At 66.0% G+C, this 26,404-nt stretch carries 27 protein-coding genes; 5 read left to right on the top strand and 22 right to left on the bottom strand.

Annotated elements, in window-relative coordinates; translation table 11 throughout:
• Positions 1–12: 12 nt before the first annotated feature.
• Positions 13–492 (bottom strand): peroxiredoxin, encoded by a 480-nt coding sequence (locus tag O5K31_RS02405; RefSeq protein ID WP_269715538.1) that lies wholly within the window; start codon positions 490–492, stop codon positions 13–15.
• A gap of 116 nt (positions 493–608) precedes the next feature.
• Here O5K31_RS02405 and O5K31_RS02400 point away from each other — a divergent pair, with 116 nt between their 5' ends.
• On the top strand, positions 609–1,178 hold the full coding sequence (locus O5K31_RS02400; protein WP_269715537.1) for a YqgE/AlgH family protein: 570 nt from the start codon (positions 609–611) through the stop codon (positions 1,176–1,178).
• Here the strand turns inward: O5K31_RS02400 and O5K31_RS02395 are convergent.
• The 12 genes from O5K31_RS02395 to coxB all read right to left on the bottom strand — a co-directional run bounded on the left by O5K31_RS02395 (position 1,175) and on the right by coxB (position 12,557).
• Complete coding sequence (locus O5K31_RS02395) at positions 1,175–2,845, bottom strand: putative bifunctional diguanylate cyclase/phosphodiesterase (RefSeq protein WP_269715536.1); 1,671 nt, start codon at positions 2,843–2,845, stop codon at positions 1,175–1,177. The genes O5K31_RS02400 and O5K31_RS02395 overlap by 4 nt on opposite strands.
• 24 nt (positions 2,846–2,869) lie before the next feature.
• Positions 2,870–3,472, bottom strand: a complete 603-nt coding sequence (locus O5K31_RS02390; protein ID WP_332367266.1) for a GNAT family N-acetyltransferase — start codon at positions 3,470–3,472, stop codon at positions 2,870–2,872.
• A gap of 29 nt (positions 3,473–3,501) precedes the next feature.
• Complete coding sequence (locus O5K31_RS02385; RefSeq protein WP_269716983.1) at positions 3,502–4,713, bottom strand: M16 family metallopeptidase; 1,212 nt, start codon at positions 4,711–4,713, stop codon at positions 3,502–3,504.
• A 53-nt stretch (positions 4,714–4,766) separates the two neighbouring features.
• Complete coding sequence (thrC, locus tag O5K31_RS02380) at positions 4,767–6,170, bottom strand: threonine synthase (protein ID WP_269715533.1); 1,404 nt, start codon at positions 6,168–6,170, stop codon at positions 4,767–4,769.
• Positions 6,170–6,859 (bottom strand): SURF1 family protein, encoded by a 690-nt coding sequence (locus tag O5K31_RS02375; RefSeq protein WP_269715532.1) that lies wholly within the window; start codon positions 6,857–6,859, stop codon positions 6,170–6,172. Before O5K31_RS02375 ends, thrC begins: the two co-directional genes overlap by 1 nt.
• 4 nt (positions 6,860–6,863) lie before the next feature.
• Positions 6,864–7,163, bottom strand: a complete 300-nt coding sequence (locus O5K31_RS02370; protein WP_269715531.1) for a DUF983 domain-containing protein — start codon at positions 7,161–7,163, stop codon at positions 6,864–6,866.
• Positions 7,164–7,228: 65 nt separating this feature from the next.
• A complete protein-coding gene (locus tag O5K31_RS02365) occupies positions 7,229–8,092 on the bottom strand; it encodes a cytochrome c oxidase subunit 3 (RefSeq protein ID WP_269715529.1) in 864 nt (287 codons plus the stop codon).
• Between the two features lie 74 nt (positions 8,093–8,166).
• A complete protein-coding gene (locus O5K31_RS02360; protein WP_269715528.1) occupies positions 8,167–8,754 on the bottom strand; it encodes a cytochrome c oxidase assembly protein in 588 nt (195 codons plus the stop codon).
• The gene (locus tag O5K31_RS02355) at positions 8,735–8,908 is read right to left on the bottom strand and encodes a hypothetical protein (RefSeq protein WP_269715527.1); all 174 of its coding nucleotides are present in this window, start codon (positions 8,906–8,908) and stop codon (positions 8,735–8,737) included. Before O5K31_RS02355 ends, O5K31_RS02360 begins: the two co-directional genes overlap by 20 nt.
• Positions 8,905–9,900, bottom strand: coding sequence for a heme o synthase (gene cyoE, locus O5K31_RS02350; RefSeq protein ID WP_269715526.1), 996 nt, complete (start codon positions 9,898–9,900; stop codon positions 8,905–8,907). Before cyoE ends, O5K31_RS02355 begins: the two co-directional genes overlap by 4 nt.
• Positions 9,901–9,979: 79 nt before the next feature.
• A complete protein-coding gene (gene ctaD / locus O5K31_RS02345; protein ID WP_269715525.1) occupies positions 9,980–11,635 on the bottom strand; it encodes a cytochrome c oxidase subunit I in 1,656 nt (551 codons plus the stop codon).
• A 19-nt stretch (positions 11,636–11,654) separates the two neighbouring features.
• Positions 11,655–12,557 carry a cytochrome c oxidase subunit II gene (gene coxB, locus O5K31_RS02340; protein WP_269715524.1) on the bottom strand — a complete coding sequence of 301 codons (903 nt, stop codon included), beginning with the start codon at positions 12,555–12,557 and terminating at the stop codon, positions 11,655–11,657.
• A 357-nt stretch (positions 12,558–12,914) separates the two neighbouring features.
• On the opposite strand from coxB, the gene O5K31_RS02335 reads away from it, so the two are divergent.
• Positions 12,915–13,943 (top strand): aspartate-semialdehyde dehydrogenase, encoded by a 1,029-nt coding sequence (locus O5K31_RS02335; protein WP_269715523.1) that lies wholly within the window; start codon positions 12,915–12,917, stop codon positions 13,941–13,943.
• Between the two features lie 110 nt (positions 13,944–14,053).
• Positions 14,054–14,965, top strand: a complete 912-nt coding sequence (rarD, locus tag O5K31_RS02330; RefSeq protein WP_269715522.1) for an EamA family transporter RarD — start codon at positions 14,054–14,056, stop codon at positions 14,963–14,965.
• Here rarD and O5K31_RS02325 read toward each other — a convergent pair.
• The 3 genes from O5K31_RS02325 to O5K31_RS02315 form a co-directional block, all read right to left on the bottom strand.
• On the bottom strand, positions 14,950–16,080 hold the full coding sequence (locus O5K31_RS02325) for a serine hydrolase domain-containing protein (protein ID WP_269716982.1): 1,131 nt from the start codon (positions 16,078–16,080) through the stop codon (positions 14,950–14,952). The genes rarD and O5K31_RS02325 overlap by 16 nt on opposite strands.
• A gap of 103 nt (positions 16,081–16,183) precedes the next feature.
• Complete coding sequence (gene ahcY, locus O5K31_RS02320) at positions 16,184–17,575, bottom strand: adenosylhomocysteinase (RefSeq protein ID WP_269715521.1); 1,392 nt, start codon at positions 17,573–17,575, stop codon at positions 16,184–16,186.
• Positions 17,576–17,657: 82 nt separating this feature from the next.
• A complete protein-coding gene (locus tag O5K31_RS02315; RefSeq protein ID WP_269715520.1) occupies positions 17,658–18,239 on the bottom strand; it encodes a CYTH domain-containing protein in 582 nt (193 codons plus the stop codon).
• A 306-nt stretch (positions 18,240–18,545) separates the two neighbouring features.
• Between O5K31_RS02315 and O5K31_RS02310 the strand changes: the two genes are divergently transcribed.
• The gene (locus O5K31_RS02310; protein ID WP_269715519.1) at positions 18,546–19,694 is read left to right on the top strand and encodes a GGDEF domain-containing protein; all 1,149 of its coding nucleotides are present in this window, start codon (positions 18,546–18,548) and stop codon (positions 19,692–19,694) included.
• On the opposite strand, the gene O5K31_RS02305 is transcribed toward O5K31_RS02310, so the two are convergent.
• Entirely contained in the window at positions 19,684–21,510 is a 1,827-nt protein-coding gene (locus O5K31_RS02305; RefSeq protein WP_269715518.1) for a cellulase family glycosylhydrolase, read from the bottom strand. The two genes, O5K31_RS02310 and O5K31_RS02305, sit on opposite strands and share 11 nt — an antisense overlap.
• Before the next feature lie 184 nt (positions 21,511–21,694).
• Here O5K31_RS02305 and bioB point away from each other — a divergent pair, with 184 nt between their 5' ends.
• Positions 21,695–22,699: a biotin synthase BioB gene (bioB, locus tag O5K31_RS02300; RefSeq protein ID WP_269715517.1), complete on the top strand. Its 1,005-nt coding sequence runs from the start codon at positions 21,695–21,697 to the stop codon at positions 22,697–22,699.
• A 4-nt stretch (positions 22,700–22,703) separates the two neighbouring features.
• Here the strand turns inward: bioB and O5K31_RS02295 are convergent, their stop codons facing one another.
• From O5K31_RS02295 to O5K31_RS02275, 5 genes are all read right to left on the bottom strand, one after another.
• Positions 22,704–22,976 (bottom strand): HPr family phosphocarrier protein, encoded by a 273-nt coding sequence (locus O5K31_RS02295; RefSeq protein ID WP_269715516.1) that lies wholly within the window; start codon positions 22,974–22,976, stop codon positions 22,704–22,706.
• Positions 22,973–23,377: a PTS sugar transporter subunit IIA gene (locus tag O5K31_RS02290; protein ID WP_269715515.1), complete on the bottom strand. Its 405-nt coding sequence runs from the start codon at positions 23,375–23,377 to the stop codon at positions 22,973–22,975. The genes O5K31_RS02295 and O5K31_RS02290 overlap by 4 nt, the downstream gene beginning before the upstream one ends.
• Before the next feature lie 69 nt (positions 23,378–23,446).
• Positions 23,447–23,884 (bottom strand): HPr kinase/phosphorylase, encoded by a 438-nt coding sequence (locus O5K31_RS02285; RefSeq protein ID WP_269715514.1) that lies wholly within the window; start codon positions 23,882–23,884, stop codon positions 23,447–23,449.
• Positions 23,881–25,524, bottom strand: a complete 1,644-nt coding sequence (locus O5K31_RS02280) for a stimulus-sensing domain-containing protein (RefSeq protein WP_442867747.1) — start codon at positions 25,522–25,524, stop codon at positions 23,881–23,883. The genes O5K31_RS02285 and O5K31_RS02280 overlap by 4 nt, the downstream gene beginning before the upstream one ends.
• The gene (locus O5K31_RS02275) at positions 25,493–26,206 is read right to left on the bottom strand and encodes a response regulator transcription factor (RefSeq protein ID WP_269715513.1); all 714 of its coding nucleotides are present in this window, start codon (positions 26,204–26,206) and stop codon (positions 25,493–25,495) included. The genes O5K31_RS02280 and O5K31_RS02275 overlap by 32 nt, the downstream gene beginning before the upstream one ends.
• Positions 26,207–26,404 lie beyond the last annotated feature (198 nt).

The following is a 26,404-nucleotide window of genomic DNA, read 5'->3' as shown; positions in this document are numbered from 1 at the left end:
CTCCGGGGCCGCTTAGAGCTGGCCCAGCATGTAGTCGGCCGAAGAAACGCGGAATTCGCCGCCTTCTTCGATGTTCAGCTGCTGGACGACGCCGTCCTTGATGATCATCGAATAGCGCTGCGAGCGCGGACCCATGCCGAACTTCGAGCCGTCGAAGTCCAGGCCGATGGCGCGGGTGAAGTCGCCGTTGCCGTCGGCCAGCATGAGGATCTCATCGCCGACGCCTTGGTCCTTGGCCCAAGCCTTCATCACGAAGACGTCGTTGACCGAGACGCAGGCGATGGAGTCGACGCCCTTGGCCTTCAGGTCGGCGGCTTTCTCCTTGAAGCCCGGCAGGTGCTTGGCCGAGCAGGTCGGGGTGAAGGCGCCAGGAACGGCGAACAAGGCTACCGTGCCCTTGAAGGCTTCATCGCCGGTGATCGGCTTGGGGCCCTCGGGCGAGGTGGTCATGAAGGTGGCGGCGGGCAGCGTATCGCCGACTTTGATGGTCATGGCCGATCTCCGTTCTGAATGTTGAGCTAGGCAGATAGAGACGCTCAGGGCCGCCGCCAAGCGACATCTCCGGCACGGGGCTTGAAACCGCCGCTTTCCCCGCCGATTCTCAAGCCATGGCTGAAACTGAATTCCTCACCGGCCGCCTGCTGGTGGCCATGCCCGGCATCGACGATCCGCGCTTCGAGCGGGCCGTTGTCTTCGTCTGCTCGCACGACGAGGACGCCGCTATGGGGCTGGCCGTGAACCGGCCGGTGGACGGGCTGATGGTCAGCGACCTGCTGGAGAAGCTGGGCGTGCCCCAGGCTGCGGATGGTCCCGCCGATCTTGTCCTGATGGGTGGACCGGTGCAGCGCGAGCGTGGTTTTGTCCTGCATACCGCAGACTATGAGGCGCAGGGCGCCAGCGTGCCGATCACCGACGACCTCAGCCTAACCGCCACCCGCGACGTGCTGGTGGCGATGACCGACTATCGCACCAAGCCGCGACGCTCCGTCCTGGCCCTGGGCTATGCGGGATGGGACGGCGGCCAGCTTGAGCAGGAGCTGCGCGAGAACGTCTGGCTGATCTGCGATCCGGACGAGGCGATCCTGTTCGGGTCGGACCATGAGCACAAATGGTCCCAAGCCCTGGCCAAGCTCGGCATCAGCGCTGACCAGCTTTCAGGCCAGGCCGGACGGGCCTAACCCCAAGCCCGAAGCGGCGCGACGCCGTCGAGATACGCCTCGTTGAGGTAGACCTCGGCCTCGGTGGCCGGCAGGGCGGGCGCATAGCCAAAACCCTGGCCGTAGTCGCAGCCTAGCTCCAAGAGCTTGGCGGCCATGGCGGCGTTCTCGACCCCCTCGCCCACAACTTCCAGATCCAGGTCGCGACCGAGCTGCACGATCGAGCGGACGATCTTGGCCGAGCCTTCATTGGCGGCCATGGTCCGCACGAAATAGCGGTCGATCTTCAGCGTATCGACAGGCAGTTGCGACAGGTAGGACAGCGAGGAGAAGCCCGTTCCGAAGTCGTCCAGCGCCAGACCGACGCCGGTGGCGCGCAGGGCGTTGAGCACCGAGGCGGCGCGCTTGGGATCGCGCATCACTTCGCTTTCGGTGATCTCCAGCTTCAGGGCCGCCGGCGGCAGATCGTTCTCCTTGATGACCGAGGCGACCTCGGCGATCAGGCTGGCGCGGTCGATCTCGCCCGTGGAAAGGTTGACGCTGACCGTCATGCCCTCAACCTGGCTGTGCGTACGGCGCCAGGCGGCCAGTTGCGTGGCGGCGGCCCGGACCATGTGGCCGCCCAGCTCGCTCATCAGGCCCATTTCCTCGACCAAGGGCAGGAAGTCGTCAGGCGGCAGGAAGCCGCGGCGCGGGTGACGCCACCGTGCCAGCGCCTCGAAGCCCGCCAGCGCGCCGTCGGACAGCCTGACCACAGGCTGAAAGAAGGGAATGATCTCGCCCCGGCCCAGGGCGCCGCGCAGGTCCGCCTCCAGCGCCAGTTGGGACAGGCCGTCGCTTTCCATGGCCCGGCCATAGGCGGCGGCGCCGCCACGACCACCCATACGGGCGGCCTCCACGGCCAGTTCGGCCCGGCGCAGCAGTTCGGTGGCCTCGGGGGCGTTCTCGCCGCCCTCGGCCGATACCGCGCCCAGCGACAGGGTCGGGAAGATATCAAAGCCCACGACGCGCAGAGGTTGTTCAACGGCCTGGCGGAGCATCTCGGCCGGCTCTCGGCCGCTGACCGCCTCGATCAGGACGGCGAATTCGTCCTCGCCGATACGGCCGATGACGGCGTTGGGGGGAAAGGCGGCGGCCAGACGCGACCCCAGGGCGGCCAGCACCAGATCGGCGCGCTCATGGCCCAGGGCTTCGTTCAGGCGGCGCAGACGGTCGAGGTCGGCGACCACCATCTCGTACTCGCCCGCCGACTGCATACGGTCGCGGGCGCGGGCGATGAAGCTGGAGCGGTCGAGCAGACCCGTGAGTTGATCGTGCTGCGAGGCGGCATATTTCGTTTCCGGGGCGACCACCCCGGCGGCCCGTACGCCTTCCTCCAGCCAGACGCCGCGCCACAGACAGCTTTCGGCCCCACGCATGCGGACGCGGACGACGACTTCGGAACCCGGCGCCTGGGTGCGCAGCATGCGCTCGACCTGGGCGCGGTCCTGGGGAATGGCGAGGGCGAGGATGGCGGCGGAAGCGCATTCAGGCGCGAGCGGGCCCAGACCCAGAGCGCGGGCGGGACCGTTGAGGCGCAGGCGGTCGGCTTCGGGCTCCCAGACCCACAGCGCCACGTCAGCAGCGCCCAAGGCCTCCAGCATGGCCGAGGCGTCCCAGCCTCGTTTCAGGTTTTGCTTCAGCGCCATCCCGAGCCCCGCCGAAAACCCATTCTAGGCCCCGGCTTTGTCCGGACCTTCCGACGCACGCGCGCGCGAGACCAGTCCGAACAACCTATGGTCTCGCCATTCGCCGTTAATTTTCAGATAAGCCCGCGCGTAACCTTCCTCCGTGAAGCAGGCTTTGAGCAATAAACGACGGGAAGGCTCGTTATCGGGCAGGCACTGCGCTTCCAGGCGCGACAGTCGGTACGGGCCGAAGGCGAAGGCGCTCACCGCCCGCACCGCCGCCAGACCATAGCCGCGGCGGGCGAAGGGCTGGCCGATCCAGTAGCCAAGCGATGCGGTCTCGGCGACGCCCCGGCGGACATTGTGCATGCGGATCAGGCCGACCAGCCGGTTCTCCCGCGTTTCGCGGATCGCCAGCGCCACCCCCTGCCCTTCCAGCAGTTCGCGGTCATAGGCGTCGATGCGTCGGCGGAACGCAGCGCGAGTCAGGTCGTCGTCCGGCCAGGTGGGCTCCCAGCGTTGCAGGAAGTCGCGTGACGCCTCCCGAACCCTCGCCCATTCAGCATGGTCGGAAGGCCGGGGACTGCGCAGCGTGACGCCCTCGCCCTGCAGAGCGATCTCGGTCCTCGGGGAAAGCCAGTCGAGCATGCCCATGACGCCAGCCTAGCTTGGTTGGATCAGCCGAACAGCCCGGACTCGAACGCCTGGCCCGCCTTCATGGCGCCCTTGGCGCCCAGCACGGCGGTGGCGCACTTGCCCGAACTCAGCAGGCGCGTTCCGACCCGAGCGATATCGCCGGCCTCGACCGCGTCGATGGCCGCGCCGATCTCGCCAGCGCTGAGAGTCTTTCCGAACAGCAGAGTCTGGCCCGCCGCCTGCTCGGCGCGCGACAGGGGCTGCTCGCGGCCCATGAACATCGAGGCCTTTAGCTGGGCCTTGGCGCGCGACAGCTCCACCGGCTCGATCTTCTGCGCCAGACCAGCGATCTGGGCGGCCGTCACCCTGGCGGCCTCGGCCGCGTCCTTGGCGGCGCAGCCGGCATAGACCCCAAGCACGCCCACATCGGAATAGGTGTCGGCATAGGCGTCGATGGCGTAGGCGAGGCCACGGCTTTCGCGCACCTCCTGGAACAGGCGAGACGACATGCCGCCGCCCAGAGCCTCGGCGAACAGGCGCAGGACGAAATAGTCGGGATCGCGCGCGCCGAACGCCGGCAGCAGCATCACCAGATGCGCCTGCTCAAGCCGCTTGGGCGTCTCGCTGTGGCCGCCTTGAAAATCGGGTGTCGGCGAGGCCGGCGCACCAGCCGCCGTGGGCATGGAGCCGAACTCTCGCTCGGCCAGATCCAGTAGCCGCGCCTCATCGACCGCGCCCGCGGCGCTGACCACCAGGGCGTCGGCGGCGTATAGCGCCGCGCGCCATTCGCCCACGGCCTGTGGCGTGGCCGGGGCCAGGCTGGCGTCGGTGCCCAGGATCGGCCGGCCCAAGCCGGTGTCACCCCAGGCGGCGCCCTGGACTTGATCGAAGACGAGGTCGTCGGGAGTGTCGGCGGCCTCGGCGATCTCCTGGCCGATGACCTGCTTTTCCTTCTCCAGGTCCTCGGCGTCGAGGGTCGGGCGAAGCAACAGGTCAGCGACGACCGCCATGCCCAGACCCTCACCACCCTTCAGGGCGCGGACCTGGAAACTGGTGCGCTCATAGCCAGTGGCGGCGTTGAGATTGCCGCCCTCGTTCTCGATGACCTCGACGATATCGCGAGCCGAGCGTTCGCCCGCGCCCTTGAACACCATGTGCTCCAGCAGATGCGACCAGCCCGAGCGACCCTTGTCCTCGAACCGTGATCCACGGCCCGCCACGACCGAAAGGGCGACCGTCTCCAGGCCCGGCATCGGATCGCAGACGACCCGAACACCGTTGGGGAGAGTGTGAACCTTCGGCGTCGTCACTCGGCTCTCGCGAAGGCGCGGACCCGGGCCTTCACCGCCTCGGCGTCGGCGGAAACGTTGTCGAAGCGCTCCGGACGCTGGAACAGGTCGCCCGCGCCGCGCGGCGCCGGGGCGTCGACGCCGCAGGCCGCCAGGACCGCTTCCGGGAACTTGGCCGGATGAGCGGTGGACAACACAACCAGCGGCGCGCCGACATCGCCGGCGGCCAGCATGGCCTGGGCGGCGGTCACGCCGACAGCCGTGTGCGGATCGATCATCTCGCCGGTCTCGTTCAGCGTGGCGACCATGGTCCGGGCGGTTTCGGCCTCACTCACCGCCCGGCCTCGGAATATCTCGCGCATCGCCGCCAGGGCCGACGGCGGGATATCCAGCACGCCCGACTCGGCGAAAGCGCGGAAGGCGCGACCGGTCTCGACCCCATCGCGGCCCACGGCTTCGAAGTAGAGACGCTCGAAGTTGGATGACACCTGGATGTCCATGGCCGGCGATGAGGTCGCCGCCACCTGGCCGCGCACATAGCGGCCTTCCTCGATGGCGCGGGCGACAATGTCGTTGGCGTTGGTGGCCGCCGTCAGGCTGCGGATCGGCAAGCCCATCTTGCTGGCCACATAGCCGGCATAGGCGTCGCCAAAGTTACCGGTCGGGATGGCGAAGGCCACCTCGCGCAGCGGCGCGCCCAGGGCCACGGCAGCGGTGAAGTAATAGACGCTCTGCGCCGCGACCCGCGCCCAGTTGATCGAGTTGACCGCCGACAGGTCCACGGCGTTGGCGAACTGGCCGTCGGCGAACATCCCCTTGAGGATCGCCTGGCAGTCGTCGAACGTACCGCCCACCGACAGGCATTGGACGTTATCGTCCTCGACCGTGGTCATGAACCGGCGCTGGACCTCGCTGATCCGACCGTCCGGGAACATGGCGACGATCTTCACATTGGACCGGCCGCGAAACGCCTCGACCGCCGCGCCGCCGGTGTCGCCCGACGTGGCGCAGACGATGGTCAGACTTCGACTACGCGTGGAAAGGATGTGGTCGTACAGCCGCCCCAGCAGCTGCATCGCCACGTCCTTGAACGCCAGGGTCGGGCCGTGGAACAGCTCCAGCAGGAACAGGCCCGGCGCGAGCTGCTTCAGCGGCGTCGTCGCCGGGTGGGCGAAGCTGGCATAGGCCTCCTGGCAGATAGCGGCCAGATCCTCGCGGGCGATCTCATCACCGGCGAAGCGGGCTAGCACTTCGGTGGCGACCTCGTGATACGGCTTGCCAGCGAAGGCGGCGATCTCGTCAGCGGTGAAGCTGGGCCAGCTTTCAGGAACATACAGGCCGCCATCGGGCGCGAGGCCCGACAGGACCGCATCCAGAAAGCCGATCGCGGGGGCTTCTCCCCGGGTGGAGATGTACTTCATCAGTCTCTTCGCCTGCGCCAGAGCATGGCGGCATAGACGCAGGCCAGCGTAGCGGCAAGGCCGAACCAGGTCAGGGCGTATTCCAGATGGCGGTTGGTGATCTCCGCCGGGAGGGGCGCTGGCTCCAGCGCGGCCCATTCCGGATTGCTCGACGTTTCGGCCATCAGGAACATCGGAGCGGGATTGGCGGCGCCCAGGGCGGCGGCGATGGGGCCGACCTCGCGGGCGAAGAACTGACGCTCGGCCGGACGGTCTGGCGGGGTGATGAAGCTGCGCGGATCGCCGCCGCGCAGAACGCCGGCCACGGCGACGGGCGTGCGGTCGGCGGCGTCGACCGGTGGGCGGGCCGAGATGGTGTCGGGCACGAAGCCACGATCGACCAGTACGCTTCCTTGCGGCGTCTTACAGGCGGAAATGATGCGTGACCCGGCCTTGCCCTCGCGGATTGCGTACAGCTCGACAAAGGGCGCCTTGGCTAGGCCCGGACAGGTCAGGGAGACGCGGGTGAACTCCGCCGAACTCGGCATCCATGGCGTGGCCGGCGCGCCCTGGAGAGCGGCGATGCGGGTGAGCAGGTCCTGCTTCCAGGCCAGGCGCTGCATCTGCCAGCCGCCGAGGGTGCAAAGGATCGCCAAGCTGATCGCGGTGGCGATGGTCAGGCCGATCGGAAACCTGCTGGTCTGGGTCATGGCGTCAGACGTCGTGACGGCCCGCTTCAGAGGCCTTGTTCGCGACTTGGGCGGCGACCATCAGACCCTTCATCGGCCGTAGCAAGCCGACGGAGACGACGGTGATCAGGGGGAGCCACAGGATCAGGTGCAGCCAGATCGGCGGGTGGAAAGTGAACTCCACGAACAGGGCCGTGAAGCAGACCAGGAAGCCGGCGATGAGGATAATGAAGACCGCGGGGCCGTCGCCGCTGTCGGCCTTGGAAAGATCATAGCCGCAGGCCTCGCAGGCCGGGCTGATGCGAAGGAAGCCCTCGAAGAGCATTCCCTCGCCACAGTGCGGGCAGCGGCCGGCGAGCCCTGACAGGTAGGGATTCGCCGGCCCCGCCACTAGCCGAAGACGACGTAGACGAAGGCGAACAGGAACAGCCAGACCACGTCCACGAAGTGCCAGTACCAAGCGGCCGCTTCGAAGCCGAAGTGCTTCTGCGGCGTGAAGGCGCCGTTCATCAGGCGGATCAGGCAGACGATCAGGAAGATCGTGCCGATGATCACGTGAGCGCCGTGGAAGCCGGTGGCCAGGAAGAAGGTCGAACCGTACAGGCCCGAATTGGCGGCGGCTTCCGAGTAGAACAGGTGCTCGTGGTTAATGTGCGCGTACTCGTAGAACTGGATCGCGCTGAACAGCAGGCCAAGGCCGATGGTCAGGATCAGGGCCAGCTTGGCGCCCTTGCGGTCGTTCTTGATGATCGCGTGGTGAGCCCAGGTCACTGTAGTGCCCGACAGCAGCAGGGTCAGGGTGTTGACCAGCGGCAGACGCCAGGCCGAGACGGTTTCCACGCCGGCCGGGGGCCATTGGGCCCAGGCGGTCTTCACTTCCTCGAGCGCCGACAGGGTGCGGTGCTCATGGAAGAGCGCCATTTCGAAGAACATCCAGAACCACGCCACGAAGAACATCACTTCGGACGCGATGAACAGGATCATGCCGTAGCGCAGGCCGATCGAGACGACGGGGGTGTGGTCGCCGGCGTTGGCTTCCTTGATGATGTCGCCCCACCAGCCGATCATCGTGTAGATGATGCCGAGCAGGCCGAGCGCGAACACCCACCAGGTGCCCTTCTCGAGACCGAACACGCCGCCCTTGAGCCAGACGACAGCGCCGATGGCCAGAACGGTCGCCGCGGCCGAGCCGACGAACGGCCACGGGCTGGGCGGAAGAATGTGGTAGTCGTGTTTGACGGCGCCGGATGCCATGTTCGCCTAAACCTTCTTGTCCCCCGGCCGGGCGGGCCCAGCCTTGAAAATCGTTCGTGCTATAACGCCCGTCGTCAGCTTCCGCCAGAGGCCGAAGCACCGCTTTCCGCAACCTTGGTCGAGGGGAAGAAGGTGTAGGACAGAGTGATCTCTTCCTTGCCCTTCGTCTCGAAGTCGTCGGCGTAGCGGGGGTCGACGAAATAGACCACCGGGAACTCGACCGTCTGGCCGGGCTGGATGGTCTGATCGTTGAAGCAGAAGCACTCAAGCTTCTGGAAATACGGGCCGGCCGCCTCAGGCACGACGTTGTAGGCGGCGCGGCCGGTCATCGGCTTGTCGCCGTTGTTGGTGACCTTGAAGAAGGCTAGGCCGGTCGCCCCGATATTGACCTCCTGGCTCACCTGCTCGGTGGTGAAGTCCCAGGGAAGCGTGCGCACATTGGCGTCAAAGCGGATGGTCAGCTTCTTGTCGAGCACCTTGCCCGGCGCGACCTCGGCCTTGCGGACCGTGCCGTCGAAGCCGGTGACCTGGCAGAACATCTTGTACAGCGGCACCGAGGCGTAGGCCGCGCCCACCATGCCGAAGAAGCCGGCGGCGCAGATCAGGCCTACGCGGCGATTACGCTTTTGCTGCGGGGTCAGCTCAGAGCGGGCGGTCGACAATGTTGCCTCCCAATCGAACGAGGGTCACCACGAAGACCAGCACCACGAAGGCGACGAGGCCAAGGGCCAGAGCGATATTGCGCCCACGGCGCGCCTTGTCGGAAGCAGCCCGGTCGGCGGCGGACTTCGACGAAGTGTTCTGCGGCTCGGTCATGACAGGTTGATTACCCAGTGCATGGGAGAAAGGCCAGCCACCGCCTCGACCAACAGGGCCGCAAACAGCACGAAGAGATACAGGATCGAGAAGGCGAACAGGTTGCGGGCGTCCTTGGACCCCGCCCGAACCGCGTACAGCAGGTCGCCGTTCTCGCCCGTGCGGTCGTCCGCCTCGTCGCCCGCTCGACTGGCGAACAGCCGCCAGGCCAGGATCAAGAACACCAGACCGCCGCCGGCCGCGATGGCCAGGTACAGCAGGCCGCCCAGACCCGTGAAGGCCGGCGCGATGCACACCGGGATCAGGATCAGGCTGTAGATCAGGATCTGCAGCCGCGTGTTCTTGGCCCCCTTGACCACCGGCAGCATGGGCACGCCGGCCTTGGCGTAATCCTGCTTGGTGTAAAGCGCGAGCGCCCAGAAGTGCGGCGGCGTCCAAAGGAAGATGATCAGCACCATCAGCCAGGCGTTCAGCGGCGCCTCGCCCGTCGCGGCGGCCCAGCCAATGGCCGGCGGCAGCGCGCCGGCCAGTCCGCCGATGACGATGTTCTGCACCGTCCAGCGCTTCAGCCACATGGTGTAGACCACGGCGTAGAACAGGATGGTGAAAGCCAGCAGACCCGCGGCCAGCCAGTTCAGCGCCATGCCCATCAGCATCACCGAGAGCAAGCTCAGCACCACGCCCAGGGACGCCGCCTCCGCGCCCACGACCCGGCCGGCGGGTACGGGGCGGGCGCGAGTGCGGCGCATCTTGGCGTCGATGTCGGCGTCGAACCACATGTTCAGGGCGCCGGAAGCGCCGGCCCCGATGGCGATGCACAGCACCGCGACGGCGGCCAGAACCGGATGGATGTGGCTGCGGGCGGCGACCACGCCGGTTAGGGCGGTGAAGACGACCAGGCTCATCACCCGCGGCTTCATCAGCTGCAGGTAGTCGCGCCAGCTGGCGGGCGCGGCCTTGACGGTCTCTTCTATGGCGGCGGGCTTGCTCATCATGCGTCTTATAGGCCGAAGGGCGCGGCCGGACGTGCGTCCGATCCGCGCCCCCCGATTTTTACCCCGAACCTGGCGATCAGTGGTGGCCGTCGGCCTTGATCACCGGGGGTTCGTTGAACTGGTGGAACGGCGGCGGCGAGGACAGGGTCCACTCCAGCGTCGTCGCGCCTTCGCCCCACGGGTTGGCTTCCGCCGGACGGCGACGGATGGCCGCTTCCAGCAGGACCAGGAGGAACACGCCCACGGCCACCAGGGTGATCACATAGCCGACCGACGAGACCCAGTTCCAGTAGGCGAACGCGTCCGGATAGTCGACGTAGCGGCGCGGCATGCCCTGCAGGCCCAGGAAGTGCTGCGGGAAGAACACGAGGTTCACGCCGACGAACATGATCCAGAAGTGGGTCGCGCCGAGGAACTCGTTGTACTTCACGCCCCACATCTTCTCGAACCAGTAGTAGAAGCCCGCGAAGATGGCGAACACGGCGCCAAGCGACAGAACGTAGTGGAAGTGAGCCACCACGTAATAAGTGTCGTGCAGGCTGTAATCGATGCCCGCGTTGGACAAGACCACGCCGGTCACGCCGCCGACCGTGAACAGGAAGATGAAGCCGATCGCCCACAGCATCGGCGTCTTGAAGCTGATGGAGCCGCCCCACATGGTGGCGATCCAGGAGAAGATCTTCACGCCCGTCGGCACCGCGATGATCATCGTGGCGGCCACGAAGTAGGCGCGCAGATTGATGTTCATGCCGACCGTGTACATGTGGTGAGCCCACACGATGAAGCCGACGAAGCCGATGGCCACCATGGCGTAGGCCATGGCCAGATAACCGAACACCGGCTTCTTAGAGAAGGTCGACACGATATGGCTGATGATGCCGAACCCGGGCAGGATCAGGATGTACACTTCCGGGTGACCGAAGAACCAGAACAGATGCTGGAACATCACCGGGTCGCCGCCGGCCGTCGGGTCGAAGAAGTGGGTGCCGAAGTTACGGTCGGTCAGCAGCATGGTGATGGCGCCGGCCAGGACGGGCAGCGACAGCAGCAGCAGGAAGGCGGTGATCAGCACCGACCAGGCGAACAGCGGCATGCGGTGCAGGGTCATGCCCGGCGCGCGCATGTTGAAGATCGTGGTGATGAAGTTGATCGCGCCCAGGATCGAGCTGGCGCCCGCCACGTGCAGCGAGAAGATGGCCAGATCCATGGCCGGACCGGTGTGGCCCGTCGTGGATAGCGGCGGATAGATCGTCCAACCGCCGCCGAAGCCGTGGCCCGGACCGCCGTCGACGAACATCGAGGTGCAGAGCAGCACCCAGGCCGCGACCAGCAGCCAGAACGAGATGTTGTTCATCCGCGGGAAGGCCATGTCCGGCGCGCCGATCATGATCGGAACGAACCAGTTGCCGAACCCGCCGATCATCGCCGGCATGACCATGAAGAAGATCATGATCAGGGCGTGGGCGGTGACCACGGCGTTATAGCCGTGCTTGCCCTTGAAGACGCCCAGCTGAGCCAGCAGGCCGGTGTCGGAGAACACCTGGATGCCCGGCTCGGCCAGTTCCCAGCGGATCAGGCCCGACAGGGCGCCGCCGACAAGGCCCGCCATGATGGCGAACAGGATGTAGAGGGTGCCGATGTCCTTGTGGTTCGTGGAGAAGAACCAGCGGGCGAAAAAGCCCGGCTTGTGATCGGCGTCGTGATCGTGTGCGTGGTCTGCGGCGTGAGCCATCGGACTCTATCCTGCGAACTTAAGCCGCCGGCGCGGCGGGAGCCGCGACCGGAGCGGGAGTGGTTTCGGCGGCCGGCGTCGCAGCGTCTGCGGCGGCCGGGGCGGGAGCCGGCGGCGCCTTCTGGGCGACCCAGGCGTCGAACTCCGCCTGGCTGACGACCTTGATCTCGATCGGCATGAAGGCGTGGTCCACGCCGCACAGTTCCGAGCACTGGCCGTAGAAGGTGCCGGTGCGTTCGGCCTTGAACCAGGTTTCGTTGAGGCGGCCCGGGATGGCGTCGGTCTTCAGACCAAAAGCCGGCAGGGCGAAGGCGTGAATGACGTCGGCGGCGGTGACCTGCACGCGGACCACCTGATTCACCGGAACAACCAGCGGCTCGGTGGCGGCCAGTCGGAACGGAACCCCGCGCGACTTGGCCTCGGCCTCGGGCAGCATGATCGAGGTGATCTCGCCGATCTGCTGGTCCGGATACTCATAGCCCCAGTACCACTGATAGCCCGTGGCCTTCACGGTCATGTAGGGCTTGGGCATGTCGTGATAGTCGAACAACAGCCGGAACGAGAAGATCGCGATGAACATCAGGATCAGGACCGGCACGACGGTCCAGACGATCTCGATCACCGTGTTGTGGCTGAACTTGGCCGGCACCGGATTGGCGCGCTTGTTGTAGCGAACCACGATCCAGATCAGCAGGCCCAGCACGAACAGCGTGATGATCGTGATGATCGGCATCAGGATCGCGTCGTGGAAGAAGTGCGCGTGGTGCTTCAGCGGCGAGGCCGCGGGCTGCAGTCCGATGCCCTTGGGGGTCGGTTGCCCCATCAGATCCTCGGCGAGCGCCTGAGCGCCGAACGCCGCCGTCGCTGCGAACGCGGCCAGACCCGCCATCATCCGCCGCATACCCAAAAGTTGCGCCTTCATGTCCCTCACGGCCCGTTTCGCCGCCCGGACCGCCCGTTTTCGGGGGTTCCGCGGTCGGCAACTCATCTCTCAGACGCACAAGGTTGCGCGTCGCGAACGCGCGGCCCCCTTTTTCGCCTTGGCGGGTGCATACGCGTATCGTCCAGCCTTGCCAAGGCGTCTGAACGCCCCAATGCCCCTACAATCGTCATGGAGACGCGCGTCGCCGCTTCAGCGCACGCAGTTCGCCCGCCGAACCTTGGGCTGGCGCCAACCCTGAGAGCCCTGTCAGAAAGCCTCGCCTTGCGCCCGTAAGGCATGAGGCGTAACGGGAGCGTCCCCATTATACTGGGGATATCCAAGTCGAAGGAGAGACCGATGGGTTACCGGGTCGCCGTCGTCGGCGCCACGGGCAACGTGGGCCGCGAAATGTTGAACATCCTCGAGGAAGTGAACTTCCCCGTGGACAAGCTGCATGCGATCGCCTCGCGAAAATCCATTGGTGTCGAAGTGGGTTGGAAAGCCGGGGTCGTCGCCTGCGAGGACATCGAGCAGTTCGATTTCTCCACCGTCGATCTGGTGCTGATGAGCGCCGGCGGTTCGATCTCGAAGGCCTGGGGCGAGAAGATCGGCGCCGCCGGCCCGATCGTCATCGACAACTCCAGTCATTTCCGCATGGATCCGCAAGTGCCGCTGGTGGTGCCGGAAGTGAACCCGGAAGCCGCGGGCGTCACGCCAAAGAACATCATCGCCAACCCCAACTGCTCGACAGCGCAGCTAGTGGTCGCGCTCAAGCCGCTGCACGACCGCGCCAAGATCAGGCGCGTGGTGGTGTCGACCTACCAATCGGTCTCCGGCGCGGGCAAGGAAGGCATGGACGAGCTTTGGGAGCAGACCAAGGGCGTCTTCGTCCTGGGCGCGTCGGACCCCAAGAAGTTCACCAAGCAGATCGCCTTCAACGTCATCCCGCACATCGACGTCTTCATGGACGACGGGCAGACCAAGGAAGAGTGGAAGATGGCGGTCGAGACCCAGAAGATTCTGGATCCGGCTATCCAGCTGACCGCGACCTGCGTGCGCGTTCCGGTGTTCGTCGGTCACTCCGAGGCCGTGAACATCGAGTTCGAAAGCCCGCTGGACGAGGACGAGGCCCGCGACATCCTGCGTGAAGCCGATGGCGTCGCCGTCATCGATAAGCGCGAGGACGGCGGTTACATCACGCCGAAGGAAAGCCAGGGCGAGTTCCCGGTGTATATCTCGCGCATCCGCAACGACCCGACCCAGCCCAATACCATCAATCTGTGGTGCGTGGCCGACAACCTGCGCAAGGGCGCCGCCCTGAACGCCATTCAGATCGCACAGCTCATGCACGAGCGTGGCTGGCTGAAGCAGAAGGCGCTCGCGTAACGACCTGTCACCCGACCTTTGTGGTCGACCTTCACAAGAAGCGGGTGGCGATCGGATCGCCGCCCGCTTTTTCTTTGGGCCCTGCCTGAGGGCCAATCCGGGGGAGCCTTATGGCTGTCGAACAGAACCAGCGCGCGGCCATCACGGCCGGGGTGGTTTGCTACCTGCTGTGGGGCTTTCTGCCCCTTTATTTCCACCTGCTCAGCCTGTTCGGGGTGAACGCGTTCGAGACGATCGCCCATCGCACGGTCTGGTCGGTCGTGTGGGCCGGCGGCCTTGTCGTTCTGGCCAAGCAAGCCAAGCAGGTGCGCCGCGTCCTCAGTGAGCCAAAGGTTCTGGCTTGGCTGGCCGCCTCGACGGCCGCCATCTTCATCAACTGGACGGTCTATGTGGTGGCCGTGCATGCCGGCCACGTGATCGAGGCCAGCCTCGGCTACTACATCAACCCGCTGATGAACATGGCGGCCGGCGCCCTGCTGTTCCGCGAACGGATGACCGGCGCGGGCAAGATCGCCATCAGCCTGGCCGGGATCGGAGTGATCGTCCAGACCATCGCCATCGGTCACCTCCCTGTCCTGTCGCTGGCCCTGGCGGCGTCGTTCTGCGCCTATGCCGTGATCCGCAAGCGCGTGGCGGTGGACGCGCAGACCGGGTTGTTCTTCGAGTGCGCCTATCTGGCCCTGCCCGGCCTGGCCTATGTGTTGTGGCTTGAAAGGACCGGCGCCGGCCACTTCACCGACGGCGCCAACATCGCTCTTCTGCTGATGCTGGCGGGCCCGGCGACCGTTGCGCCCCTGGCTCTGTTCGCCTGGGCCGCACGCCGGATGCCGCTCTCGACCATGGGCTTTCTGCAATTCCTGGCGCCGACCATCCAGTTCCTTATAGGCGTCGCCCTGGGCGAGGCGTTCACGCCCCTGCGCGCCCTGTCCTTCGCCTTCATCTGGGCGGGGGTTGCGGTGTTCGCCTATGGCGCCTGGAAAGCTGGACAACGCGCCCGGCTAGCGGTTCAGAGCGCGGCGTAGGCCGCCTCGATCAGCCGAACGGCACGGGGGTCGCCGATCAGGTCGGCCCCCTGCTTGTTCATCACATAGGCTCCCGCCACGCCCCGCTGCGGATCGGCGAAGACGCAGGAGCCGCCCCAGCCGCTGTGGCCGAAGGCCTCGGCCGTCGGGCCGTAGAAGAAATTGGGCTCATTGCGCATGAAGCCCGCGCCCCAGCTGATTTCGAACGGCAGCACCAGATCGCGTCCGCGGATACGCTGGCGGGTCGCCTCGGCGACGCCGCGCGGCGACAGGATCATCCGACCGTCCAGCGCCCCGTCGCCGGCTAGGGCGCTCATCAGCCGCGCCAGGCCCTCGGCCGTAGCGTGCATGTTGGCGGATGGGATCTCGATGCGCCGCCATTCGTCGGCGCTCTTGCCGCTGGCCGTGGCCCATGGCGTCATGAAGGCGGCCTTCACGGCCTCGTTCAGATCCCCGAACTTCGGAAGGGCGCTGGGCCGCTGCAGGTCGGCCACCCGCCCATGCTCGCTGTCGGGAAGGCCTAGCCAGATATCAAGGCCCAGCGGGCCGGCGATGTCCTCGCGCAGGGCTGTTCCCATGCTGCGGCCGTCCACCCGCCGGAAGATCTCTCCGGTCATGTAGCCGATGGTGGTGGGGTGGTAGCCGCTGGCCGCGCCGACCGGCCAGATCGGGGCCATGGCCGCCAGCTTCGCGGCGATAGCGGGCGGGTCGTACCAGAGCGTCGGGTCCATCTGCTCGGGAAAGCCCGACAGGCCCGCCTGGTGCGAAAGCAGTTGCTCGATGGTAACCGCGTCCTTGCCGGCTTGGGCGAACTCCGGCCACACGCTGGCGACCGTCTGGCCGTAGGACAGACGGTCCTGCTCCACTAGCCGGGCGATCATCAGGCTGGCGACGGCCTTGGTGCTCGAGAAGACCGGGGTCAGGGTGTCGGCCGCGAAGGGTCTGGATTTCGCGCGGTCCATATGGCCGCCCCACAGATCGACCACCGTCTCGCCATCCACCACCAGGGTGAAGCGGGCGCCCAGCTCCTTGCCTTCGTTGAAGTTGGCTTCGAAAGCCTCGCGCACCGGCGAGAAACGGTCGGCGCATACGCCGTTGGCGGCAAAATTGATCATACCGTTCAAGTGCGTACTCGACACGCGTGAGGCAAGCCGAAAACGAAAACGGCGGGCGCCGCTAGGACGCCCGCCGCTGTCATTGCCTTCTGGGGACCGCCGCTTAGTAGCGGTAGTGCTCCGGCTTGAACGGGCCGGTGACCGGCACGTTGATGTAGTCGGCCTGTTCCTTGGTCGGGGTGGTCAGCTTCACGCCCAGCTTATCGAGGTGGAGCTTGGCGACCTTTTCATCCAGCACCTTGGGCAGGGTGTAGACGTCGTTCTTGTAGGCCGAACGGTTGGTCCACAGCTCGATCTGGGCCAGCGTCTGGTTGGTGAACGAGGCCGACATCACGAAGGACGGGTGGCCCGTGGCGTTGCCCAGGTTCACCAGGCGGCCTTCCGACAGCACGATGATCTTGTTGCCGCCCGGGAACTCCACGTGGTGGACCTGCGGCTTGATCTCGTCCCACTTGAAGTTGCGCAGGCCGGCGATCTGAATTTCGGAGTCGAAGTGGCCGATGTTGCAGACGATGGCGTTGTTCTTCATCGCCCGCATGTGATCGACGGTGATGACGTCCTTGTTGCCGGTGGCGGTGACATAGATGTCGGCCACGGGCAGGGCGTCTTCGATGGTCAGGACTTCATAGCCTTCCATCGCCGCCTGCAGGGCGCAGATCGGGTCGATTTCGGTGACGATCACGCGGGCGCCGCCGTTACGCAGCGAAGCGGCCGAACCCTTGCCGACGTCGCCGTAACCGCAGACCACGGCCACCTTGCCGGCCAGCATCACGTCAGTGCCGCGGCGGATGGCGTCCACCAGGCTTTCACGGCAGCCGTACAGGTTGTCGAACTTCGACTTGGTGACGCTGTCGTTGACGTTGATGGCCGGGAACGGCAGCTCGCCCTTTGCGGCCATCTGGTACAGGCGATGGACGCCCGTCGTGGTCTCTTCCGACACGCCGGTGCAGGCGTCGCGGATGGCCGAATAGAAGCCCGGCTTTTCAGCCAGATACTTCTTCATCACGGCGTAGAGGGCTTCTTCTTCCTCGTTCTGCGGGTTGTTCAGGACCGACGGGTCCTTCTCGGCCTTCGGGCCAAGCACGCACAGCAGGGTGGCGTCGCCGCCGTCGTCGAGGATCAGGTTCGGATAGCCGCCGTCATGCCATTCGAAGATCTTGTGGGCGTATTCCCAGTACTCGACCAGGGTCTCGCCCTTGGTGGCGAAGACCGGCGTGCCGGTGGCCGCGATGGCGGCGGCGGCGTGGTCTTGCGTCGAGAAGATGTTGCAGGACGCCCAGCGGACTTCCGCGCCCAGGGCCTGCAGGGTCTCGATCAGCACGGCCGTCTGGATGGTCATGTGCAGGGAACCGGCGATGCGGGCGCCCTTCAGCGGCTGAGCCTTGCCGTACTCGGCGCGGGTCGACATCAGGCCGGGCATTTCGGTTTCGGCGATGTCGATCTCCTTGCGGCCCCACGGGGCGAGGGAGATGTCACGGATGATGTAGTCGGCCACGGGAGGCTCCTTTGGCGTATCGGCTTTGACGGCGGGTATAGCCGTTTGAGGCTATCTTCGCAATGAAGACATAAAGATTTCTTTATGTGCCAGTGAGAAGCCGATACCCTCGCTCGCCCTTGCCCAGCTCCGAGGGCTTCAGGGCCAGACTCTTCAAACGATCCGCCGCCATGCCGAGCGCCGCGGGATCGCCGGACTTCAGCTCCAGTTCGATCTCGCAAAAGGGCTGCGAGCGACCGCCAGCCTCGACCACCGCATCGTCCAGCGCCACTTCCACAACACCCCCGTCGAGGTGCAACAGCCCCGAGCGCCGGCGATTGGCGACCTTGAACAACGGAACCAAGGGCCGCCCACCAGTCAGATCGTGGGCCGGAGTGTCCTTCAGGAACGCTGCATCCGGCTCGGGACCGGAAGGCGTTTCCCACTCATCGCGAGCCATCGTGCCGTCGCTGGTTTCCCGCTTGAAAGTTTGCTTGGATCCGCCCTTCCCTGACCGCACGCGCAGGGTGCAGCCCGCCCGATGCAGAGCCCGGTCAGGCGTATCGAAATAGACGGAGACGAGCTCGGCGACGGAGAATTCCACCTCCGCAAGCAGCGCTTGCGCTTTGTCGAGATCCGAGGCCGTCACCTCGAATTTCCACTCGACCTCAGTCGTCGGCACCATGCCGCGTCTCCGTTCGAACACAGATGTCCAGTCGCGGCGCGTTGTCGCATATTCTTCGCGGCCGCGTTCACCGGCGCGTCGGGTTCAGACAAAATGCTGCCGAAAAAGTCGCCAGATCGGGTTCGAATTTTCCCTTTTTTACCCCCAACAGCCAAAGGCGACCCTGGCGCGTGGTTAACGGCAGTCCCCCGACCGAACTCCGCTCAATTCGAAACCGCGCCGCTGACCCGCATTTTTGCGTTACATAATAAAGCTTAGCCGATAGGCGGGCCTATCTTCAGCGCCTCTGGGGACCCTTCGGGACCGATGATCGATCTGCGGACTCTCTACATCACTACCGGCTGCGTCTCCCTATGCTTGGGAATGCTGCAGCTGACGGCGTTCTCGACGCGCCGTTTCGACCGGTGGGTGATGTTCTGGGGCGTCAGCAGCGTGTTGCTGGGACTCGGGGTGCTGCTGACCGGTCTGCGAGACCTGTTGCCCCCGGCGATCGCCGTCCATGCCGGTAATCTGGCGACGGTCCCCGGCTATCTGATGCTGCTGGCCACCATGCGGATGTTCGCGGGCAAGCGCCCGAACTGGGTCGCCTATGGCCTGGTCGCGGCTCCGATGGCGCCGCTTCTGTTTGGACTGTGGTCCGATCCGGCGGACTTCGCCCCTCGCGTGGCGTTGATTTCCGCCCTCTGCGCCGTGTGCGACCTGCTGATCTTCAGGCAGGCCGTGAAGCTCTATCGTGAGGAGGGCCTGACCTCCGCCCTCATCACCCAGGGCCTGTTCGCCCTGACGGCGACCATCTATTGCGCCCGGACGTTCGCGGCGCTGGCGGGTTGGCTCGGCGAAGACCTGTTCGCCACCAGTCCTCCGTTGCAGACCGGCCTCGCCGTGGTGGCCAGCACCGTCGTCGCGCTTCGCAGCCTCTCGTTCCTGCTGATGGCCGTCGAGCGCTCGGACAAGGCGTGGGAGCGTTTGGTGTTCCGCGATCCGGTCACCGGCGCCCTGAACGCCGCCGGCCTGAAGGCGTCGTTCGAGCGCTGGCGGGACGCCGTGGCGCCCAGCCACGAAACCCTTTCCGTCGTATCCCTGAAGATCGAAGGCCTGGAACGGGTCAGCGAGGCCAGCGGCCCGGCCGCCGCCGAGCGCCTGCTTCAGTTCGTCGTCGCCGCGGCCTCCCGCCACGGACATGCGGACCAGATTCTGTCCCGCAGCAGCGGCGGACATTTCAACCTTCTGCTTCCCAGCGTCGATCGTTCGGGCGCCGAGGCGCTCGTCCAGCGAGTCCGGAGCCACTTCGAGCTCGTGGCCATGCGCAGCCTGACGACCCTGCGACCGACCATCTCGGCCGGGATCATCGAGGTGTCGTCGCACATGCCCGTGCTCGATCTTCTGCTGGAACAGGCCGAAGAGGCGCGCGGCGGGCCCCAGGCTCCGACAAAGCGCGGCCTCGTCACCGCCTAGGCGCGGAGAACTTCAGGGCCGCCGCCTTGCAGTCGCAGGCTCGGGCCTCCAGCATCACCTTGTTGGTCCCCGCCATCAGCCGGACCTCGCCCCCGGTCCGGGCCCAGCCCGTTGACGCAGGTACCGGGGCGGTGAAGGCCAGCGTCTGGTTCACGGTGACCGCCATGCTTCCAGCCTGCAAAGCCTCGACCTCCAGTTCGAGACGATAGACGCCATCCTTCGGCGCGGTGATCGTGTAGGTCAGCCGTTCGCCCGTCTTGAAGTCGCTGACATAGGGGCAGAGACGATAGACGCCATCCTTCGGCGCGGTGATCGTGTAGGTCAGCCGTTCGCCCGTCTTGAAGTCGCTGACATAGGGGCGACCGTCTTCGCCAAGGGCGATATCGACGCCGTCGTTGCGGTAGGTCCGCCCGTTGTTCCACTGGGTCCGCTCCTTGCCCGTGGAGACGTGATAGTTGGCGGCGTCGAGGTCGTAATAGGCGATGCCGTTGCGGCCCATGTCGTAGTCGACGGCGCGAACCTCCCCGCCGTTGGCGGCTAGGACATGCGGTTTGAACGGCCGCGTCTCGTCGGCGTGCGGCTGGCGGATCATCGCGTCGATGACGTCCGAATGGGCGAGGTTGTTCTCGAACCTAACATCGGCGGCCAGCTTCATCAGGCCGCGCTCGGCCTCGGCCGCCGAGGGTCTAGGGCCCTTGCCCGTCAGATAGGCGACGACCTTGGCGTAGTCGGGATTGGTCTTCACCTCGAGCGGCTGGTTGAAGCCGATCTTCTTCAGCGGCCAATAAGCCCAGCCGATCCCCTCGCCCTCCACCAGGGCGATGGAGTCGCGGAACCAGACGTTGGAGTTCTCGCCGGACTCGCCCAGCCACAACGGCACGTCGTGCTCGTCGCGCAGCTTCAGCAGCGGCTCGATCGACGCCCTGTCGTTGACGTTCCAGTACTTGTGGAAGCTGACGACTAGGTTGTCGTCCCAGGGCGGCATGACGCCCTTGTAGTTGTTGCCCCAGCAGTTGCCCTCGATGATCACCGTGTGCCGCTTGTCCACCTCGCGGATGGCGGCGGTGATCTCCATCATGTGGCTGCGCAGCAGGGCGTTCTTCTCGTCCTTGCAACCGTGACCGCCGCCCGGCCCGTCAAAGTCCCAGTTAGGCTCGTTGATGAGGTCATAGGCGCCGATCCACGGCTCGTCCTTGTAGCGCTCGGCCAGTTTCCTCCAGATCGCCACCGTCTTGCGACGGTTCTCAGCACTGTCCCACAGGGACGGCTTGGACGGGTCGCGGTCGGAGATCGGCAGGTCGTTCCCCTGTCCGCCCGGCGCGGCGTGCAGGTCCAGGATCAGGTACAGGCCATTGGCCTTGGACCAGGCCAGCAGGTCGTCGATCCGCCGGAAGCCGTCCTCAAGCCATGTATCGACGCCGGGCTTGGGCTCCTTGTCGATGGGCAGGGTCAGCAGGTCGTAGTGCATGGGCAAGCGCACGGAGTTGAAGCCCTGCGCGGCCATGTAGTCGATGTCGGCCTTGGTGGTGTGGTTGTCGAGCCAGGCCTCATAGAAGCGGGCGGTCTTCTCCTCGCCGATCAGCTCGGCGATCTTGCCGCGGATGACATGCTGTTGGCCCCTGCCGACGTCGCCCATCTGCAGCATGTAGCCCTCCTGCAGCATCCAGCCGCCCAGGCCCATGCCGCGCAGAATCACCGGCGCGCCGGTCTCGTCGACGATCTGCTTGCCCTCGGCGCGAAGAAAGCCCGCGGCCGAAGCGCCCGTGGCGATGGATGTGCAGCACAGCAGGGCCGCGAGAGCGGATCGAAGACGCATGAAGACCTCCCATGTCGACGCATTTCATTCAGCGTCGTTGTGCGTCCAGTAAGGCGGGTCAAAAGCTCGGCCGCAAGCAAAATTGACAACGCTGTCATTTCTGGCTCGTTTTGTGAATGGCGATCAGTCCTTGAGTCCGCCGCCCGTCCGCGCGATCAAGGCCACCGATTTTCGGGAGTTCCGCATGACCGCTACGCACGACCTCGCCACGCCCCGCTACGACTGGACCGTAGCCGAGGTGGAAGCCCTGTTCGAGCGGCCGTTCATGGAGCTGGTGTTTGAAGCGGCCACCGTCCACCGCCGCTGGTTCGACCCCAGCGAAGTTCAGCTGTCACAGCTGCTGTCGATCAAGACCGGCGGCTGCGCCGAGAATTGCGGCTATTGCAGCCAGTCCGCTTCGTTCGACACCGGCCTGAAGGCCTCGAAGTTGATGGAAGCGAACGATGTCATCGCCGCCGCCAAGGCCGCTCGCGACGGCGGAGCTCAGCGCTTTTGCATGGGCGCCGCCTGGCGCGAACTGAAGGACCGTGACGTGCCCAAGCTGGCCGCCATGATCGGCGGGGTGAAGGCGCTTGGCATGGAGACCTGCGCCACGCTCGGCATGCTGACCGCCGAACAGGCCAAGAGCCTGAAGGCCGCGGGCTTGGACTACTACAACCACAACCTGGACACCTCGCCAGAGTACTACGGCGAGGTCGTCACCACCCGGACCTACCAGGACCGTCTCGACACCCTGGCGCACGTGCGCGACGCGGGCATGAGCACCTGCTGCGGGGGTATCGTCGGCATGGGCGAGAGCCGCCGCGACCGCGCCAGCTTCCTGCACCAGCTCGCCACCCTGCCGGCGCACCCCGACAGCCTGCCCATCAATGGCCTGGTGCCGGTGACCGGAACGCCGCTGGGCGAGCGAATTCTGAAGAAGGGCGAGATCGACGGCCTGGAGTTCGTACGCACCATCGCCGTGGCGCGCATCGTCTGCCCCAAATCCATGGTTCGCCTGTCAGCCGGCCGCGAAGGCATGAGCCGCGAGCTTCAGACCCTGTGCCTGATGGCCGGGGCCAATTCGATCTTCGTGGGCGGCAAGCTGCTGACTACCCCCCTGCCGGAAATGGATGCCGATAGGGCGCTGTTCGCGGATCTGGGCGTGCGGCCGATGACCATGGCGAGCGCCGCGGTCGCGGCGGAATAAGAGCCTAGCGCTCTTCGTCGAAGCGGTTGGCGACCAGTTCGGTCAGGGCGTCGAGAGCGACTTTAGCCTCGGCGCCGTCCGCCTCGATATCGATGGTCGAACCGATGCCCGCGGCGAGCATCATCAGGCCCATGATCGAGCGGGCATCGACCGTGTGACCATCCCTGCTGACCTTGACCTCGGCGTCGAAGCTGGCGGCCAGCTTGACGAACTTGGCCGAAGCGCGGGCGTGCAGCCCGCGTTCGTTCACGATCTCGACCGTGGCCTTCAGGGTCACTTGTCGCCCGCAAGCACGTAGGACGCCACGGAGATGTATTTGCGTCCCGCCTCCTGGGCGTGGGCGACGCAGGCTTCCAGGCTGTCGCGGTTCCGTACGCTGGCCAGCTTGATCAGCATGGGCAGGTTGAGGCCGGCGATGACCTCGGCGCGCGTCTGCTCCATCACCGAGATGGCCAGGTTGGAGGGCGTGCCGCCGAACATGTCGGTCAGCAGGATCACCCCGCGGCCGGTGTCGACCTCGGCGCATGCCTTCAGGATATCGGTCCGGCGACGCTCCATGTCGTCTTCCGGTCCGATACAGATGGCCTTGACCGCTGTTTGCGGGCCGACCACGTGTTCCATGGCGAAGACGAACTCCTCCGCCAGACGCCCGTGCGTAACAATCACGAGGCCGATCATTTGTGATCTCTCAACGGGATCCCCTGCCCGTTCGCGGCCCGAGAGCCGCCCGAAGGGCGCTTGATACGCTCATCGGAGCCCGGCTCCAAGATGCTGCATCGCCCGAAGCAACTTTAACGGCGCGGCGACGTCGCAAGGCCAAAGCTCCAGAGAGGGCGAAGCGACGTCCAGGATCGAAGTTGACGTAGGGTCCGGAAGGCGTTCGACCCCCTCGGGCGCGTCCGAGCACCGCACCACAAGCGATATTTCGCAGAACGCGAGGTGCGGCTCCGAAAGCACGCCCAAGCCCCGAGATTCCATCAGCCCGGCCAAGGGGTCGGGCGCACGCCCGAACAAGCGGCCCTCGGAGGTCCAGGCCAGCACCCGGTCATCAGCCACCAGCCGAAAGCCGTGTTCCATGGCGCGAAGAGCCAGATCGCTTTTGCCCGAGCCCGACTCTCCCATGATCAGCGCGCCTCGCCAGCCGCCGCTGAGCCGCGCGGCGATCAAGCCGGCGTGCAGGATCACGTCCGGACTTCCTTGAGTGTCACCGAAAAGCGCGCGCCGAGGATCTTTCCGGTCTCGTCCATGCGGTTCTCGGCGTGAATCTCGCCATCGTGCGCCTCGATGATCTGGCGGGCGATGGACAGGCCCAGGCCCGAATTGCCGCCAAACGCGCTGCCCTTGGGGCGCGAAGTATAGAAGCGCTCGAAAACCGTCTCCAGATTTTCGGGTGGAATGCCTGGGCCGTCATCCTCGACGGCGGCCACCACCTTGCCCTTAGGACCGCGGGTTACGCTGATGCGCACCTCGCCGCCGGCTGGGCTGAAGGACCGGGCGTTGTCGACGAGATTTCGAAACACCTGCCCTAGCGGGATTTCCCGGCCCTGGACGCGGATGGGGTCTGGGAAGGCGGCCTCAACAAAGGTCACATGGACGCTGTCGGGCGCGGCGCCAGCGCGCTCCCGCGCGCCATAGAGACTCGCCACCTCGGCGAGCAGACGGGTGAGATCGACCGTGGCCAGAGGCTCCCGCGCCAGCTCGGCGTCCAGGCGCGAGGCGTTGGAGATGTCTGTGACCAGGCGATCCAGACGGCCGCTGTCCTGCTTGAGGATAGCCAACAGGCGCTCGCGGGCCTTTTCATCGGTGACGATATCCAGCGTCTCCACCGCCGAGCGGATGGAGGTGAGTGGATTCTTGATCTCGTGGGCGACATCGGCTGCGAACCGCTCGATGGCGTCCATCCGCTCGGACAGGGCCTCGGTCATGTCCTCCAGAGATCGGGTCAAGTCGCCGACTTCGTCGTTACGTTTAGCCAGATCGGGAAGCACGATGCCCTTCACCCCGAACAGGCGCACCCGGTCCGCCGCCCTCGCCAGGCGCAGCACGGGGACCACCACCAACAGGTGCAGCAACAGAGACGACCCCAGGGTCACGCCGATGGCGACCAGGATGAAGGGGATCAGGGCCTTCCGCTCGGCGGCGATGATCTCGTCCACGTCGCCGGCCTCGAGGGTCAGAACGCCGAGCACCGCGCGTACGTGCTGCACGGGGATGGAGACGGACACCACGCGCTGGCCGTTCTCGGCCAGGCGGACACCGGCCTGCTGTTCGCCGCGCATGGCGCGGGCGACTTCGTCTGCCAGGGCGGTGCGAGCCTTCTCGACCGTCTGCGGCCGGGCGTCGGCGTCCTGACGGGTGAACGACAATCCGCCCTGGTCCGGCCGACGCGCCGGCGGCAGCAGCTTCCACTCCACCCGATCGGCGACCACGTAGGAGTCGGCCAGAATCCGGCCCTGGGAGTCGAACAGGCGCGCCCGCTGATTGGTGGGAATGAACAGCAGCTGGAGGAAGGCGCTAGCCTCGGCGGCCTGCAAGGCGGGCTCCGGATCGCCCACCGTGGCGGTCTGATCCAGAATCTTGGCGATGAACTGCCCCTGGGTCGTCAGGCTATCGATGCGGGCTTCGATCAGACCCCGTCGCAATTCATTGAGCACCAGCGCGCCGCCGATGATGATAGCCAAGCCAAGCAGGTTAAGCGCAAGGATGACCCGGCCAAGGCGCGATCCCGCGAACCAGCGGCGGCTGCTAGACCGCACGCTGAAGGGCATGGCGCGCCGGGGACGGCGCGTCTCCTCAGGATTCGCGGTATCGGTAGCCGACGCCATAAAGGGTTTCGATGGCGTCGAACTCGCGGTCGACCTGACGGAACTTCTTGCGCATGCGCTTTATGTGGCTGTCGATGGTTCGATCGTCGACATAGACCTGATCGTCATAGGCCGCGTCCATCAGGTTGTCGCGGCTCTTCACGAAGCCCGGCCGCTGGGCCAGCGACTGCAGCAGCAGGAACTCGGTCACGGTCAGGCGAACCGGCTTGCCGTCCCAGAGACAGTCGTGACGGGCCGAATCCAGGGTCAGACGACCGCGCTTGATCGCCTTGGCGGCGCTTTCCGCGGCCGCCGCGGCGGATTGGGCGTCGTCCTCATCGGCGCGCGCGCGGCGCAGCACCGCCTTCACCCGCTCCAGCAGCAGGCGCTGGCTGAACGGCTTATGCATGTAGTCGTCGGCGCCGAGGTTGAAGCCGAGGATCTCGTCGATCTCCTCATCCTTCGACGTAAGGATGATCACCGGCAGATCGGATGTCTGACGCAGGCGGCGCAGAACCTCCATGCCATCCATCCGGGGCATCTTCACGTCCAGGATCGCCAAATCCGGCGGGTCGCTCTCCAGAGCGGCCAAGCCAGATGCGCCGTCATAGTACGCCTTGACCGTATGGCCATGGCTTTCGAGCGCCAGGGATACGGAGGTGACGATGTTTTCGTCGTCATCCACGAGGGTGATGTCGGCCATCGGGGAAGGGGTCTCCGAACTATGGCGGGGGCAAGTCGCCGAAATCTACCGCCCAGCTTGAGCCTCTACAACGCATGGCTCGGCTCAAGGCTTCCTGAAAGGTGAAGCTTTTTGCCCCGGCAGCATGACGGCAATGTGGCGCATCTCAACCGCGTCTTAAGGTCTGGCGCGCCAATGTTCCTTCAAGATGAGCCGGCA

It is taken from the genome of Caulobacter sp. NIBR2454, from assembly GCF_027474405.1.
Taxonomy (GTDB): Bacteria; Pseudomonadota; Alphaproteobacteria; order Caulobacterales; family Caulobacteraceae; genus Caulobacter.
Note: the sequence above shows the minus strand (reverse complement) of the source record. Positions and strands in the feature narration are given on the sequence as shown.